Source organism: Geomonas sp. Red32 (assembly GCF_023652955.1).
Taxonomy (GTDB): Bacteria; Desulfobacterota; Desulfuromonadia; order Geobacterales; family Geobacteraceae; genus Geomonas.
In genome coordinates this window covers 1560262-1575354 of the sequence record NZ_JAKLOY010000001.1, presented here as the reverse complement: position 1 = coordinate 1575354, position 15093 = coordinate 1560262, and the positions used below count along the sequence as shown (strand labels likewise).

Annotated in this window: 13 protein-coding genes; 6 read left to right on the top strand and 7 right to left on the bottom strand. The window is 62.8% G+C overall.

Annotated features, from left to right (window positions below):
• Positions 1-45 precede the first annotated feature (45 nt).
• Positions 46-663 carry a DedA family protein gene (locus L4X63_RS06805; protein WP_250677825.1) on the top strand — a complete coding sequence of 206 codons (618 nt, stop codon included), beginning with the start codon at positions 46-48 and terminating at the stop codon, positions 661-663.
• Between the two features lie 279 nt (positions 664-942).
• Here the strand turns inward: L4X63_RS06805 and fsa are convergent, their stop codons facing one another.
• The gene (fsa, locus tag L4X63_RS06800) at positions 943-1587 is read right to left on the bottom strand and encodes a fructose-6-phosphate aldolase (protein WP_250677824.1); all 645 of its coding nucleotides are present in this window, start codon (positions 1585-1587) and stop codon (positions 943-945) included.
• 161 nt (positions 1588-1748) lie between these two features.
• On the bottom strand, positions 1749-2237 hold the full coding sequence (folK, locus tag L4X63_RS06795) for a 2-amino-4-hydroxy-6-hydroxymethyldihydropteridine diphosphokinase (protein WP_250677823.1): 489 nt from the start codon (positions 2235-2237) through the stop codon (positions 1749-1751).
• A 200-nt stretch (positions 2238-2437) separates the two neighbouring features.
• Here folK and L4X63_RS06790 point away from each other — a divergent pair, with 200 nt between their 5' ends.
• Together L4X63_RS06790 and L4X63_RS06785 are read left to right on the top strand one after the other, a co-directional pair.
• Entirely contained in the window at positions 2438-2908 is a 471-nt protein-coding gene (locus L4X63_RS06790) for a tetratricopeptide repeat protein (RefSeq protein WP_250677822.1), read from the top strand.
• Between the two features lie 163 nt (positions 2909-3071).
• The gene (locus L4X63_RS06785; RefSeq protein ID WP_250677821.1) at positions 3072-3470 is read left to right on the top strand and encodes a secondary thiamine-phosphate synthase enzyme YjbQ; all 399 of its coding nucleotides are present in this window, start codon (positions 3072-3074) and stop codon (positions 3468-3470) included.
• On the opposite strand, the gene thiL is transcribed toward L4X63_RS06785, so the two are convergent.
• Genes thiL through L4X63_RS06770 form a run of 3 tightly spaced genes read right to left on the bottom strand, consistent with a single transcriptional unit; the run spans position 3451 to position 7371 of the window.
• Positions 3451-4449: a thiamine-phosphate kinase gene (gene thiL / locus L4X63_RS06780; RefSeq protein ID WP_250677820.1), complete on the bottom strand. Its 999-nt coding sequence runs from the start codon at positions 4447-4449 to the stop codon at positions 3451-3453. The genes L4X63_RS06785 and thiL overlap by 20 nt on opposite strands.
• A complete protein-coding gene (lon, locus tag L4X63_RS06775; RefSeq protein WP_250677819.1) occupies positions 4446-6920 on the bottom strand; it encodes an endopeptidase La in 2475 nt (824 codons plus the stop codon). Before lon ends, thiL begins: the two co-directional genes overlap by 4 nt.
• A 1-nt stretch (position 6921) precedes the next feature.
• The gene (locus tag L4X63_RS06770; RefSeq protein ID WP_250677818.1) at positions 6922-7371 is read right to left on the bottom strand and encodes an Hsp20/alpha crystallin family protein; all 450 of its coding nucleotides are present in this window, start codon (positions 7369-7371) and stop codon (positions 6922-6924) included.
• Between the two features lie 474 nt (positions 7372-7845).
• On the opposite strand from L4X63_RS06770, the gene L4X63_RS06765 reads away from it, so the two are divergent.
• From L4X63_RS06765 to L4X63_RS06755, 3 genes are all read left to right on the top strand, one after another.
• The gene (locus L4X63_RS06765) at positions 7846-9783 is read left to right on the top strand and encodes a tetratricopeptide repeat protein (RefSeq protein WP_250677817.1); all 1938 of its coding nucleotides are present in this window, start codon (positions 7846-7848) and stop codon (positions 9781-9783) included.
• A 330-nt stretch (positions 9784-10113) separates the two neighbouring features.
• Complete coding sequence (locus L4X63_RS06760; RefSeq protein WP_250677816.1) at positions 10114-11895, top strand: CFI-box-CTERM domain-containing protein; 1782 nt, start codon at positions 10114-10116, stop codon at positions 11893-11895.
• Positions 11892-12542, top strand: coding sequence for an MXAN_2562 family outer membrane beta-barrel protein (locus L4X63_RS06755; RefSeq protein WP_250677815.1), 651 nt, complete (start codon positions 11892-11894; stop codon positions 12540-12542). Before L4X63_RS06760 ends, L4X63_RS06755 begins: the two co-directional genes overlap by 4 nt.
• A gap of 208 nt (positions 12543-12750) precedes the next feature.
• On the opposite strand, the gene L4X63_RS06750 is transcribed toward L4X63_RS06755, so the two are convergent.
• Together L4X63_RS06750 and L4X63_RS06745 are read right to left on the bottom strand one after the other, a co-directional pair.
• Positions 12751-13998: a M48 family metallopeptidase gene (locus L4X63_RS06750; RefSeq protein ID WP_250677814.1), complete on the bottom strand. Its 1248-nt coding sequence runs from the start codon at positions 13996-13998 to the stop codon at positions 12751-12753.
• A 148-nt stretch (positions 13999-14146) separates the two neighbouring features.
• The gene (locus L4X63_RS06745; protein ID WP_250677813.1) at positions 14147-14974 is read right to left on the bottom strand and encodes a DNA-binding protein; all 828 of its coding nucleotides are present in this window, start codon (positions 14972-14974) and stop codon (positions 14147-14149) included.
• Positions 14975-15093 lie beyond the last annotated feature (119 nt).

Here is a 15093-nt window from a genome sequence, read left to right as displayed (position 1 = left end):
GCCGTATAAGATGCCTGGTCGATCAAACCACGAACGGAGTTAGCGATGCACGAAGCAATCGACTGGCTGGTAAAGACCATCGGGGCCATGGGATACCCCGGCATCTTCATGCTGATGGCGATGGAAAGCTCGGTGATCCCGATCCCCAGCGAACTGGTGATGCCACCGGCCGGCTACCTGGCCCAGCAGGGGCAGATGAGTGCTCCCCTCGCCATCCTCTGCGGCACGCTGGGAAGCCTGATCGGGGCCTACGCCAACTACTTCGCCGCCCGCTTCCTCGGCCGTCCCCTCGTGCTGAAATACGGGAAATACGTCCTCATCACCGAGGAGAAGTTTGCCAAGGTGGAAGGCTTCTTCCTGCGTCACGGGGAGATATCCACCTTCATCGGGAGGCTCTTGCCGGTGGTGCGCCACCTGATCTCGCTTCCCGCCGGGCTTTCCGGGATGAACCACGTCCGGTTCTCCCTGTACACCGTGCTCGGTGCCGGCATCTGGGTGACCGTGCTCACCTACATCGGCTACTTCATCGGGAGCAACCAGGACCTGATCATGCGGTATTCCCACCACGCACTGGCGATTGTGCTCATCGTCTCCGCTCTCATCATCACGGTGTATGTGAAGCTGCAGCGGAAAAAGCGCGAGTCACAGAAGAGCTTAGACTAAAACCTTAATAGAACGCGGATTACGCGGATCTAGCGGATTACGCGGATAAATGTTTTAGGGTAAAAGCCTTAACACTAAACGCTTTGCTTGATCCGCGTTGATCCGCTCAATCCGCGTCATCCGCGTTCTATTGTTTTTGTTGTTCGCCCCAAAGGATAAGGGCGGGTCCACGCGACCCGCCCTTCTTTTTTTGTATCGCCGTTGATACCGCGGGGACCGGCCTCGCTGCCGGCACCGCGCGTTTCCCCCTGGCCGCTTCCGTGGCCGGGAGACGAGGTGCTACTTGGGAACCTTCTCCCAGTCTTCCAGGAATTTCTTGATCCCGGCGTCGGTCAGCGGGTGCTTGGAGAGCTGCAGCATGACCGAGAAGGGGATGGTGCAGATGTCGGCGCCGATCAGGGCGGAGTCCAGCACGTGGATCGGGTTACGGATCGAGGCCACGATGATTTCGGCATGGTAGTTGTAGTTGTCGAAGATGGTCCTGATCTCGCCGATGATCCCCATGCCGTCCTGGGAGATGTCGTCCAGGCGGCCGACGAAGGGGGAGACGTAGGTGGCGCCGGCCTTGGCCGCCAAGAGCGCCTGCATCGGGGTGAAGATCAGGGTCACGTTGGTCTTGATTCCCCTGGAGGAGAGGGTCTTGGTGGCCTTGAGCCCCTCGGGGGTCATCGGGAGCTTGATGACGATGTTGGGGTGGATCTTGACCAGCTCGGTGGCCTCGGCGATCATGCCGTCGTGCTCGAGGGAAACCACCTCGGCCGAGATGGGGCCGTCGACGATCTCGGTGATCTCCTTGATAACGTCTTCGAAGCGGCGGCCGCTCTTGGCGATCAGGGAGGGGTTGGTGGTGACGCCGTCTACCAGCCCGAGTTCGTGTGCCTCGCGGATCTCCCGCACGTCAGCTGTGTCGATGAAAAACTTCATTACTTCCTCCAGTGTGCTTTGTGGTTGAACACATAAATGCCGCAGACCGGACCCTCGAAGGTTTCCGTCGCGGCGTTTTCTTTTTCCGTTATCTGCGGCTCCTTATCCCGGACCGTCCCGTAAACCGGGACCGGCAGCGGCCGGGAGCAAATCCCCCCCGGCTAGACCCTGACCACCTTTTCGGTCGAGGTGAGCGAGGCGAGCAGTTCGGCCATAGTCTTGCCCAGGATCGGATGGCGGAGTGAGGGGGCGATATCGGCCAGCGGCTGCAGCACGAAGCGGCGTTCGGCGAGGCGGGGGTGCGGGATGGTGAGCCTTGCTTCCTCGAAAACCCGGTCCCCGTAGAGGAGGATGTCCAGGTCCATGCTGCGCGGCCCCCACTTCCCCGAGTCGGCCCGCCTGAAGACCGCGGTCTCGATCTTCTTCAGGGCCTCCAAAAGCTCCAGGGGTGCGAGGGTGGTTACCAGGCGGGCGACGGCGTTGTAGAAGTTCGGCTGGGCAACGCCCCCCACCGGGTCGGTCTCATAGAAGGGGGAGAGGGCGGTGATCTTGCTGGCGGGGAGTTTTCCCATTTCGGCGACCGCTCTCAGGAGGTTCAGCTCACGGTCTCCGAGGTTGCTGCCAAGTCCTATGTACGCGCACTCTTCCACAGCGACGAATTAGAGCACAGATCGTTTTTTTTTTCAAGCACGCGAGGCTTTCACTTCCTTCCTTTGTCAAAGGGGGAGAAAGGGGAATGATCCCGCACCGGGTACGATTCTTTCTTTATTCTTTGCCGATGCTATAGTAAACACTATAAGACATTAATAGAGCCCTCCCTTGATCATAATGGAAACAAGAAGGTGCCACCATGACCTCCCATCTTCATGACGATATTTCTGCGCTGTCGACCGGTGAGCTGTACCGGTACGGGAGCGAGGCGCTCGACGGGAAACGGTACGCAGACGCCCATCGTTTCCTGCAGGCGGCGGTCGACCGCGACCGTATCCCGGAGTACCTCTCCCAGCTCGCCCTGGCCATCGCGCTGCACATCGGCAACGTCAATCACGCCGCCGCACTATGCCAGGAGGCCCTGAGAAACGAGCCTAAGAATCCCGAGCACTACCTCCGGCTGGGGATGGTATTCCTGCTCGCACGGAGGAGAAAAGAGGCGATGAGGATGCTGCAGCTCGGTCTGCGGACCGGCAAGCATCCCCAGATTACCCGTCTCCTCAACCAGCTCGGACATAGGAAGCGGCCGGTACTTCCCTTCCTCTCCCGCGCGAACCCGCTCAACAAATACCTCGGGAAGCTGAGATCCAGGATCTCCGCCCGCGGTTAGCTCCCTCCGGACCGTTAATCGTGGGCGAACGGACATTTAGTGAGAGGGTGCCGAAGGCCGGGCGAGGATAGATGGTGAGATACGTGCAGGGGGTAGGGGCGGGGGAACCGTTGATGGTTGCCTGGCCGATGGCGTGGGACTTCATTGCATTGGAGGAGGGGAAATGATCCAGTACCTGACACTGAGGAGCAGGGAGCAGACGGAGCTGATCGACATCACCGCGCAGGTTGAAGATCTCATCTCGAGCTCGCGGGTGACCACCGGCTGGTGCGACGTTTTCGTCCTCCACACCACTGCGGCAGTCACCATCAACGAAGGGGCGGACCCGGCCGTCAAGCGGGACATCGCCCACTGCCTCGACCGCCTGGTCCCCAACGCCCACTATTTCACCCACGCCGAGGGAAACTCCGCCGCCCACGTCAAATCGAGCCTGATCGGCACCTCCGAGAAACTTTTGGTGGAGCGGGGTAAGCTGCTGCTGGGGACCTGGCAGGCGCTGTACTTCTGCGAGTTCGACGGGCCGAGGGAGCGCCGGGTGGCGGTCAGGATTTCCGGGGAGTAGCGGAAGGGGCGAAGTGGTCGAACCCCTTCTTGGGGGGATGGTACTCGGCGCCGCCGGGACCGGTCACGCGGACCCCGCTTCCCGCGGCGATCTCGCCGATCACCGAGACCCTGAGCCCGAGCTCCCGGCAGATCCGCTCGATCTCGGGGCGGTTTTCGCCGCGGGCGCAGAAGAGGAGCTCGTAATCCTCGCCTCCGGACAGGGCCAACCCGTACGGGTCGGGCTGGGTGATCTCCCGGTATTCGTCCGAAAAGGGGAGTTTCGCCGCCTCGACGGTGGCACCGGTCCCGGACTCTTCGCAGATGTGCCCGAGATCGGCCAAGACGCCGTCGCTCACGTCGATCATCGCCGTCAGCACACCCGCCTCGGCAAGCGCCACCCCGGCCGCCACGCGCGGCTGCGGGTCGAGCTGCCGGGAAACGAGGTAGCCGTCCCGCGCCCCTTCCTGCAGAAGACGCAACCCCACCGCCGCATCCCCCACCGTTCCCGTCACGAAGACCAGGTCACCGGGCGAGGCGCCGCTTCGCTTGGCCACCAGCTCCGGGCGCTGTTCGCCGAGCGCCGTGATGGAGATCGCCATCCCCCCCTTCGACGCGCAGGTATCCCCCCCGGCCAGAGTCACCCCGTACCGCCCGGCGGTTTCCAGGATGCCGGCCATGAATCCTTCCACCACATCCATGGAGGCGTCGGCAGGGAGAGCTATCCCCAGGAGGAACTGACGGGGGTGGGCCCCCATGGCGGCGAGATCGGAGAGGTTGACGGCCAGCGACTTGCGGCCAAGGGCCTGCGGATTTCCGAAGGAGAGGTCGAAATGGACCCCTTCCAAAAGCATGTCGCAGGTGATGAGGGTGAGGGTACCGGGGGTGGGTAACAGGGCCGCCGCGTCGTCCCCGATCCCGAGCGGGACCGAGGGCGAAGCGGCGACACGGCTGGCGATTCTGTCGATCAGGCCGAATTCGCCCAGTTCTGCGAGTTTCAAGCCTTACCCCCGGCGCTGACCGGCCCTTTGCCGGTGGGAACCACCATCCGGCTCCGTCCGGCTTTCGGCTTGGCGGGGGAGGCCTTCGGGGGCTTGGACGACTTGGCGGCCGAAGCCTCCTTGGGGGGGAAGTTCTCGAGCGCCACCTTCAACACGTCGTCGATGGTGGAGGCGGTGACGATCTTCAGCTTCTTGAGGATGGTCTTGGGGACGTCCTCGAGGTCCTTGTGGTTCTGCACCGGGATGACCACGGTGGTGACGCCGAGCCGGGCCGCCGCCAGGATCTTCTCCTTGAGGCCGCCGATCGGGAGCACCTTGCCACGCAGGGTGATTTCGCCGGTCATGGCGACCTCTTTGCGGACCGGGGTCTTGGTGAGGGCCGATACCAGCGCGGTGGCCATGGTGACCCCTGCCGAGGGTCCGTCCTTCGGGATGGCGCCCGCCGGGACGTGCACGTGGATATCGAAGCTGGAGAGGAAGTCTTCCGGAAGCTGGAACTCGGCCGAGCGCGTGCGGATGTAGGAAAGCGCCGCCTGCACCGACTCCTTCATGACGTCGCCCAGCTGGCCGGTCAAGGTGAGCCCCCCCTTCCCTTTCATCACGGTCGCCTCGACGAAGAGCACCTCGCCACCTACCGGGGTCCAGGCGAGACCGGTGACGACGCCGATCTCGTTACGCTCCATCTCCTCCTCGCGGAGAAACTTGGGCGGACCCAGGTATTTGGGTACCGTGGCGGCGGTGATGTGGAACTGCTTCTCCCCCTTCTCGGCCACCTTGCGGGCCACCTTCCGGCAGACGGTCCCGATCTCGCGCTCCAGGTTCCTAAGCCCCGCCTCGCGGGTGTACTTGGAGATGATGGTACGGAGCGCCTCCTCCGAGAAGTTGGCGATTTCCTCGGAGATGCCGTTTTCCTTCACCTGGCGCGGCACCAGGTAGCGCTTGGCGATCCCGAGCTTCTCCTCCTCGGTGTAGCCGGAGAGGGAGATCACCTCCATGCGGTCGCGAAGCGGCCCCGGCACGGTGTCGATCTGGTTGGCGGTGGCGATGAACATCACGTTCGAGAGGTTGAACGGGAGGTTGATGTAGTGGTCCGAGAAGCTGTTGTTCTGCTCCGGGTCGAGCACCTCGAGAAGCGCCGAGGAGGGGTCGCCGCGGAAATCGGAGCCGAGCTTGTCGAGCTCGTCCAGCATGAAGACGGGGTTATTGGAGCCCGCCTGCTTCAGCCCCTGGATGATGCGGCCCGGAAGCGCTCCCACGTAGGTGCGCCGGTGGCCGCGGACCTCGGCCTCGTCCCGCACGCCGCCCAGGGAAATGCGGACGAACTTTCTCCCCATGGCGCGGGCGATCGACTTGCCGAGGCTGGTCTTGCCGACCCCCGGAGGGCCCAGGAAGCAGAGGATGGGGCCCTTCATCTTCTTCTTGAGTTTACGGACCGCCAGGAACTCGAGGATGCGCTCCTTGACCTTCTCCAGGAAGTAGTGGTCCTCGTTGAGGATTTCCGAGGCGCGGTTGATCTCCAGGGAGTCCTTGGTGGACTTCGACCAGGGGATGTCGACCAGCCAGTCGAGGTAGGTACGGAGCATGCCGGCCTCGGCGGCATCGGGATGCATCTGTTCCAGGCGCCCCAGCTGCTTCAGGGCCTCCTTCTCCACCGTCTGCGGCATCTTGGCGCTCTCGACCGATTTCCGTAACTCGGCGATCTCCTCGCTCCGGGCGTCGGTCTCGCCGAGCTCCTGCTGGATGGCCCTGAGCTGCTCGCGGAGGTAGTATTCGCGCTGGCTCTTGCCCATCTCCTCCTTGGCGGCCGACTGGATGCGGGCCTGCATGTTGAGGAGCTCGCTCTCCTTGTTGAGATAGTCGTTGACCTTTCTCAGCCGCTCGAGGGGATCGGTCACCTCGAGAAGCCCCTGGGCCTCTTCGACCTTCAGGCCGATGTTGCTCGCCACCAGGTCGGCCAGGCTCCCCGGCTCCTGCATGTTCTCGACGATCACCATGACCTCGGGAGAAACCGCCTTCCCGAGCGCCACGATCTTGCCGAGTTCCTCCTTAACGGTGCGGATGAGCGCCTCGGCCTCCAGGCTGTTCTCCTGGGAGGCCGGCTCGAGCATGCGGTCGATGCGGACGGAGTAGAAGGGCTTTTCGGCCAGGTACTCGGTGACCCGCGCCTTGGTGAGCCCCTGGACCAGGATCTTGACCCGGCCGTCGGGAAGCTTCAGCATCCGCATGATCATGGCGACGGTGCCGACCTGGTAGATGCCGTCGGGTGCCGGCTCCTCGTCGGCCACGTCCCGCTGGGTGGCGAGAAAGATCATCCGGTCCTTGGAAAGGGCGTAATCTACTGCATTTATCGAGATCTCCCTCCCGACGAAGAGGGGGAGGATCATGTACGGGTACACGACCACGTCCCGTACAGGTAAAAGCGGCAGAACGTCCGGTATGTTCAGCTCTTCGGTTTCCTGCCTGTTTTCCATCTTAATCTCCTTGCTCAATGGGGATCTCCCGTATGTGCGACTTGCTCTCCCTGCACCAGGGGAAAACCACGGTCAAAAGGCCGCGCCGGTAGCGGGCCCGCACCCGGTCCAGGTTGACGCCGGGGGGAATCTCGATGGTCCTCGAGTAGCGGCCGTTCGAGCGTTCCAGGCAGATATAGTTGACACCGGCTCCCGCCTCGTCGCGCGCGGCGGCCTCGATGACCAGCGCGGAACAGCAGACGCTGAGGGTGACGTCCTCGGGACGGCACCCCGGAAGCTCGACCTCCAGAACCAGGGAATCCGGGGTCTGGAACATGTCGATCAGCGGGGTGACCTCCTGCTCGGCCAGGTTCTCCCTCCCGTCCAGGGTGGAAAGGTAGCGGAAGATCTCATCCATCTGCTGGCGGAACAGATCCAGCCACTCCAACGGCTCCTTCGGTATCACCGGCATGCTTGCCCCTTGGTGCTCGTACCGCCTTCCCTGCGGCGTTTTGTCAGCGAAAAAGACCGGCCAAATGCCCTCTTGGCGGCCGGTCCAGTTGATTTAACCATCTTTATCATGAAAGTCAAGGTAATCCGCCCTCATCAGCGGCCGCTCCCGAGCGCAACCATGAGAATCAAAAGAAACCGTTTTCATTCATCTTTTCGCGATTGCGATTGAATTATCGCTAGGGGATGTGTATAATCCGGCAACCCCGTTGGCCGTCAGCCATTTGACGTTCCGGCCGAAGCGCCCGAACCGGCGACACCACCCGCTTCCCGGCGGCCGGGGGGCTGTTTTTCCTCACCACGAGCAGCACCACCGGACGCCGGATCCGCTCCCCGAACCTGGCGGCGCGTCCCGAACCCCGGAGGCGGCCCGATCGCAAACGCGCGACGGAAGGTCCGCCCCGACCACACCACCAGCATCATCAAAGGGCCATACATGAAAAGATACGCAGTCTGCACATCGCTTATCGCGGTGACCCTCTTCGCGACCGGTTTCACCTGGCCGTTCCAGGGCTCCAACAGCTGCCGCGACGCCAAAAGGATGATCATGGAGCTCTCCCCCACGGCGTCCGAGTCCAAGCGGGCCGACACCGAAAAGCGGGTCATCGAGCTCTGCCCCAACGGCGCCGCCGGCCACTTCCTGAAGGGGCTCCAGCTGGAGCGTAGCGGCAACGCCGACGCCGCCATCCAGGAGTACCGCGAAACCCTGACCATCGATCCCGACTTCTATCCCGCCAGCGGGAACATGGGGCTGTTGCACCTGAAGAAGGGGGCGAGCGAAGAGGCGGCGGTGGAACTCTCCGCCGGGCTCAAGGCGGGTGATCCCCGCTACAACGCCGGCATGGCCCGCATCCTGGCCCAGAAGAAGCTCTACCAGCTGGCCATCTTCCATTACAACGAGGCGGTGGCCGCCTTCCCGGACGACCCCGCCCTCCACGCGGAGCTGGCCGCCGCCTACCAGGCGAGCGATTCGATCCAGAAGGCAGAGCAGGAGTACCGCAAGGCGCTGGCCATCCAGCCGGGGAACGCCTCCGCTCGGCTCGGGCTCGGGCAGCTGCTGCTCACCAACGGGGAGACCGACAAGGCGGTCAAGGAGCTGAAGCAGGCCGCGCTGGCCGATCCCGGCAACAAGGAAATCCACCGGCTTTTGGCCGAAGGGTACGCAAGGAAGGGCGACCAGAAGAACGCTGATTACGAGCGGGTGCTGGCCGGGATCGCTCCCAGCAGGCCGGAGTCCCGCCCGGCGGTCGACCACACCGCGCTGGGCGACGAGTACAAGAAGAATAAAGATTACGTGATGGCGATCTCGGAGTACCGCCTGAGGCTTGCCGAGGAGCCCAACGACCCGGTGGCCATGCAGCGCCTGGGCGACTGCCTGCTCGCGAGCGGCCAGGACGAGGAGGCGATGCGCTACTACCGCGAGGCGCTTCGCAACAAGGCGGAGAACCCGCAGCTCCATTTCAACCTCGCCACCATCTATGAGCGGAAGGCCCTGCTGGACGAGGCGGTGGTCGAGTACCGCCAAGTGCTGACCGCCACCCCGGACAACGAGGAGGCCCGCCAGCGGCTGGCCGACATCTATACCCTGCGCGGGAGCTTCCCGCAGGCCCTCGATCAGTACAAGGAGCTCGTCAAGCGCAAGCCCGCCGACCCGATCACGCAGATTAAATTGGCCCGCGCCTACGTCAACGCCAAGGACCTCCAGGCCGCGGCCGATGCATACGAGGCGGCCATCAAGCTGGACAAGGACGCGCTCGAGGCCCATCGCGAGCTGGCCAACCTCCAGAAGAAGCGGAACCTCCCCGAGGAGGCCGCCAAGGAGTACCAGGAAGTGCTCCGCCTCAAGAAGGACGACAACGAGGCCCGCACCGCCCTGACCGCCATCTACGTCAAGAACAAGAACTACGACCAGCTGGCCGCCCTCTTGAAGGAGGGGGTCGAGCTGGCTCCCAGCGATCCCAACGCCCACTACAAGCTCGGGCTCGTCTACGAGTTCAAGAAGGATTACGACAACGCCACCACCGAGTACCAGGAGGCGGTGAAGCTGAAGCCGGACCACGCCAAGGCCTTGAACGCCATGGGACGGGTCCAGATGAAGAACGGCCGCATCGCCGAGGCCAAGGCGTCCCTGGAGGCGGCCCGCAAGGCAGACCCCGAGCTCGAGGAGCCGACGGTCCTTCTGAGCAACATCAAGGACGAGCTCACCCCCGAGCCGCGCAGCCACCGCAAGCACTACGCCTCCAAGAAGTCCAAGTCCTCCCATAAAGTAAAGAAAGGGAAGAAGGGGAGACGGGAGCAGGCAAGCGCCGGCGAAGGGAAGAAGAGCAAAAAGAGCAAGAAGTCCAAGAAGAAAAAGAAGCACAGCGATGAATAGCTCTCTTGATCCAGCGGGCAGCCCCATTTCGGGCTGCCCCTTTTTTTGCCCGATCTCCGCTCACTAACCAGCGGCAGGGTGAGACCGAGGGCCGGTATTTTAGTCAGAGAGAGGCCAGGGAGAGACCGGAAACCGGCCTGGCCGCATTTTTAGCCGGAGCAGCCGTTAAAAAGATTGAATTTTTTTCTTTCTTTGTCATAATCGCCCGCTAAATGAAAGGGGACCGACTTTGCCTCACGTCTCGACACCCGCACCTGCCTATAGAGGGACTCGTTCATGAAAGCCGCCTGGTGGAAACGCCTGCTTTGGGCAGGCTCGCTTGTAGCAGCAATGGTTTCACCCGGTGTGGCCGCTACCACCCAGACGCTTACCGTGGGGGCGACGGGGGATTACCCCACCATCCAGACCGCCATACAGCACGCCATCAGTGCCTACGCCGCCGACAATTCCCTGAGTTTCATCATCTCCGTCCAGCCCGGGACCTACACCGGCACCGTCACCCTCAACAACACCAATCTCAACGGCATATCCATCGTGGGGGCCGGCACCGCCAACACGTTCATTAACGGCAGCGGCACGGTGTTCAACATCAGCGGCGGGATGAAAAACGTCTCCATCAGGAAGTTCACCTTCACCGGCGGCTCGGTAGCCATCTCCCTCAACGGCAGCCAAGCGACCAACATCCAGAACTGCATCTTCAAGCAGGTGGGGACCGCCATCCAGAACACCGGCTCCAGCTCAACCGCCGTGGTCAACAACACCTTCTACAACAACTCCATCGGGATCGCCACCAACTCCGATCTCACCATCATCAACGACCTCTTCGACCTTAACAGCAGGGCGATCGACTCCCAGGTCAGTATCACCCAGCCTACCTACAATGCCTTTTACGGTAACGGGAGCAACGGGATCACCGTCACCACGAGCGACCATAACCTCCCCAACACCGATCACCCGCAGCTCGATCCCCTCTTCGCGAACCCGCCCGACAACCTGCACCTGCAAAGCGGCTCTCCCTGCCGGGGCACCGGGAACGTGGCACAGTACCCGAACTCCTTCGATCCCACGACCTCGGACATCGGTGCCTACGGGGGGCTCTTCAGCGACATCGTCACTTATGGACCACCGGTTGTGACCGGACTCGCCTCTTCGATAACATCGAAAACTGCCCCGGGTACCGTTTCCCTCGGCTGGAACGCCAGCACCGATTCCCAGGTCACCGGTTACCGGGTCTACTACCGCGACTCCGCCGGAGCAGGGATCCAGGCCGCCGAAGGGGCTTCCGGGGCCGTGGTACTCACCACCAACAACGCAAGCCTCACCTTCAACACCTACCCGCCGGCGCCCTCGGCTCCTGCCAACCCGCCAGTGGTGACCATCACTCCGGGCGACCGCGTCTTGAATCTCTCCTGGCCCGCGGTCCCCGGGGCCACGGACTACCAGATCTACTACAGCACCACGAGCTTCGACTCCACGTCCCTCCCGGCAGCGACCCTGCCGCTGACCACGGCGACCTCCTACCAGATCACCGGGCTCACCAACGGGACCAGGTATTACGTCGCGGTTCAGCCGAGAGCCCAGGCCGCCCTGTACTTCCGTGTGACTGCCGTCATCGACCGGACCGTAGCATCGAATCCCGGAAGCGCCAACGAGAGCGACCTTTCGGCCGAGATACGGCAGATCGTCGGCGACCCCGTACTGGGGGCGGTATCATCCGTCGCCCGCGAGTTCCCCGAGCAGTCATCCCCCTTCCCCGACGTGAAGAGCCAGGGCTGCTTCATCGCCACCGCGGCTTACGGCTTCTACTCCGCGCCGCAGGTCCAGGCGCTCCGCCAGTTCAGGGACCGGTACCTGATGACCAACGCCACCGGCCGGGCCTTCGTCGCCTGGTACTACAAGCATGGTCCGAAGGGAGCCGCTTACCTGAGGGCCCATCCCTGGTTGAAGGGGCCGGTGCGGGCGATTCTCTTCCCGTTCGTCATCTTGGCCCTGTTCATGGTTTACATCCCGCCCCTGATGAAGATTGCCATGATCATGACGGCGGGGGTCGTCGCGGACCACGCCTACCGGGAAGAGCGGAGAAAGCGGATTGCCAGGAGGACGACGGCATGAAAAAGCTGATCCTTGCCTCCCTCCTGCTCCTTCTCCTGCTCCCGGCGCTGGCGCCCGCCCAGCAGGGACCCGAGCGCCCGCACTGGTCCCTCGAACTGAAGGGTGGAGTCCTCTTTCCCGACGCGGGGGACTGGTCCCGCTTCTACGGCAGCAGCTACTTCGGGGAATACGGCGGCGCGGTGGCCTACAAGGTGACCAGGAACATCGAGATGGGGGTGGAGTCGACTTACGGGCGGGCCAAGGGGAGGGGGCAGATGGTCCAGCACGCCCTGCCGGGAGGGAACCTCACCTGGCAGCAGGTGCCGGTAAACGTCTTCGTGCTGGCGCGCGGGGTGTTCGACGAACAGCAGTGGCTGGTCCCGTACCTGGGGGGTGGCTACACCAGGATGTTCTATCGCGCCAATGTCGAGGGACAGGGGCGGACCGAGGGATCGGTCAACGGCTTCCATGCCCGCGGGGGGCTGCAGTTTCTCATGGACCGCGTGGAGCCGGAGCCGGCCCGGAACCTCTGCCGCGACTTCGGGATTGCCCATACCTATTTCTTCACCGAGGCGAGATACACCCGCGCCATGGCCGACACCACCTCCGGCGGCTCGGTCAACCTCGGTGGCACCAGCTGCCTCGGTGGGCTTCTCTTCGAGTTTTAACCCCTGCCCCTTCGGTTCCCGTTTCCCACCGATTCACCCGGATCGCCCTGCCGCTCGCAAACGTCTTGCTGCCGCGGGAATCGTTCCCTCCACCAAAGTGGCACGAGTAGGTCGCGTTGAGGTACGAAACGCGACGCATTGCAGCCGCCGGAATTGTTGCGTTTCACGGTGAAGCCGTTCAAGGCAACCGACGTGCCCCGCGGACAACCTACTTCTTGGCTACTTCCGGCGCATTCAGCTTGGCGACGCGCTCGACGACGGGGGGATGGCTGTAGTAGAAGGCTGCGTACAAGGGGTGCGGATGGAGGTTGGCCAGGTTCTCGCGGGAGAGCTTGACGAGCGCACGGGCCAAGGCCTGCGGGGCGCCGGTCAACTCGGTGGCGAAGCGGTCGGCCTGCCACTCGTTTCTCCGCGAGAGCCAGGAACGGAGCGGGGTGAAGAGGAAGGATACCAGCGAAAGGATGAAACTGATCAGCACGAGCTGTCCGGCGAACGAAACGCCGTTGATCCCGAACATGGCCGGGACAGCCCCCCACCCAATCAGCCTGAAAACCACGTAGCAGACCGCGAGCGCCACCAGCTCGGTCCCCACCAGCATCTTCAGAATGTGCCCCTTTTTCCAATGCCCCGCTTCGTGAGCAAGGATGGCCAGCACCTCACTACGGTCCATCTGCTTCAAAAGGGTGTCGTACAGGACGATCCTCTTGACCTTCCCGATCCCGGTGAAATAGGCGTTTGAGTGGAGGCTGCGACGCGAAGCGTCGACCTGCTGGACCGCCTTTATCTTCAGCCCGCATTTGTCGAGCAATAGCCGGATCTCCTCTTCAAGTTCCTGGTCGCTGACCGGTTCGAACTTCGAGAAGAGCGGCTCGATGAGGTACGGAGAGAGGTACATAAGGGTGATGGAGAAGATGGCGAAGAAGGCCCAGACCCAAAGCCACCAGTGCTCGGGGGAATGCGTCACCAGCGCCAGCGCCGACCATCCGACCACCAGGAGCAGGATCACCGAGATCAGGGCCGACTTGGCGAGATCCGAGAGCCACAGCTTCATGGTGGTGGTGTTGAACCCGTAGCGCTTTTCGAGATCGAAGGTCGAGTAATAGGAGAAGGGGAGATCGAGGACGGTTTCCACCAGGGTGAGAATCAGCATGAACAGCAGGCTGCGGACATAAAAAGAGCCGCTCAGGGTGTTGATCCAGGCGTCGAAGCGCGGGAAAAGCGGGGTGAACAGGAACCCGAGCAGCAGCACCCCGTCGTATATCGAGTGCAGGAGGGAAACCCGGCTCTGGGCGACCGTGTAGTCGGCCGACTTCGCCAGCGTCGCGGCATCGACAGCGCCGGCGAACGCCTCCGGCACCTCGGCACCGTGCTGCTGAAGATGACGCACGTTGACAAACCGCAGCAGCGTCACCGCCGCGAACCGCACCAGGAATAACGCGATAAGGATCTCTTTCATGGGAACTCCACGGCCAAAGGATACCGCGCCGCCGGTCTACATGCAAAAGGGTCCCCCGCGAGCGGGAGACCCTTTTGCTGATTTCGTGACCGCCGCCGAGGATGGGGATCACGCTAGTGATTCGGCGGTTAGGCAGATGAGGGAGTGGCTACTTGAGAACGGCATCCTCGACGATGGCCTTGAACTTGTACCCGGCGCCGAAGTCCTTGTCCTTGGCCAGTTTGCCGGAGAGGGTAACGATCTCGCCGTCCTCGACTTTCGCCTTGGTGGTCACCACGAGGTCGTTGGTCTTGGCCTTGGCGTTGCCGGTGCCGTCCTGCAAATGGACCCAGTTTTTGCCCATGATGCCTTCGGAGACCTTGACCGCAGTTCCCCTGACGACGACCGTCTTGCCGGCCAGCGCGGCACGCTTGCCGAAAATCTCCGCCACGGTGTAGGCGTTGGCCCCTTTGGCCTTTTCAACCTTCTCGACCTTGATGGCCCCGCCGACCTTGGCCGCTTTCTTCTTCTCCTTGGCGACGGTAGGGGGGCCGCAGAACATGATGGTCTCGAAGGTCCGGTTCAGCGACTTGCTCTCGAAAGAATTCATCTCGGCGCAACCGGCGAAGGAGAGCTTGTCCCCCACCTTGGTCTCTTCCGCCGGGAAAGCGACCCAGCTCTTTTTCCCCTCGTTGTCGAGCTCGGCATAGGTGTACCCGCCGGCATCCATGGTCTGAGTGACCGTGCCGACCGGGCTGATGCTGGCCCCGCTACTGGACGAAGAGGCACCGCTCTTCATCATGTCCATCATGGTGTGCTTCTTTTTCTCTTTCTTGTCGGCGGCGGTAGGAACACCCGGGGCGGCGGGAGCAGAGGCGGCCGTGGGAGCAGAGGCCGCGGGGGCGGGGGCAGATGCTGCAGGGGCGTCGGCACAAAGGGCGGCGACGGGAATGGCAAGAGCCAGCAAACTGGAAACGACTACGGGCGAAATCTTCATTAAATGACCTCCGCGGGAGTGATTTTATGCTGGGCGGCGAGACCCTGTTGGCCAAGCGCCGCCCAGCATACCAGCGTCCCTGCGGAAAGGCAAACTTCTTAATGTGGAGGCGGACATCA

Coding starts and splice junctions, on each gene's coding strand:
- L4X63_RS06805 (WP_250677825.1), top strand. CDS start 46: ATGCACGAAGCAATCGACTGGCTGGTAAAGACCATCGGGGCCATGGGA.
- fsa (WP_250677824.1), bottom strand. CDS start 1,587: ATGAAGTTTTTCATCGACACAGCTGACGTGCGGGAGATCCGCGAGGCA.
- L4X63_RS06790 (WP_250677822.1), top strand. CDS start 2,438: ATGACCTCCCATCTTCATGACGATATTTCTGCGCTGTCGACCGGTGAG.
- L4X63_RS06785 (WP_250677821.1), top strand. CDS start 3,072: ATGATCCAGTACCTGACACTGAGGAGCAGGGAGCAGACGGAGCTGATC.
- lon (WP_250677819.1), bottom strand. CDS start 6,920: ATGGAAAACAGGCAGGAAACCGAAGAGCTGAACATACCGGACGTTCTG.
- L4X63_RS06770 (WP_250677818.1), bottom strand. CDS start 7,371: ATGCCGGTGATACCGAAGGAGCCGTTGGAGTGGCTGGATCTGTTCCGC.
- L4X63_RS06765 (WP_250677817.1), top strand. CDS start 7,846: ATGAAAAGATACGCAGTCTGCACATCGCTTATCGCGGTGACCCTCTTC.
- L4X63_RS06760 (WP_250677816.1), top strand. CDS start 10,114: ATGGTTTCACCCGGTGTGGCCGCTACCACCCAGACGCTTACCGTGGGG.
- L4X63_RS06755 (WP_250677815.1), top strand. CDS start 11,892: ATGAAAAAGCTGATCCTTGCCTCCCTCCTGCTCCTTCTCCTGCTCCCG.
- L4X63_RS06750 (WP_250677814.1), bottom strand. CDS start 13,998: ATGAAAGAGATCCTTATCGCGTTATTCCTGGTGCGGTTCGCGGCGGTG.
- L4X63_RS06745 (WP_250677813.1), bottom strand. CDS start 14,974: ATGAAGATTTCGCCCGTAGTCGTTTCCAGTTTGCTGGCTCTTGCCATT.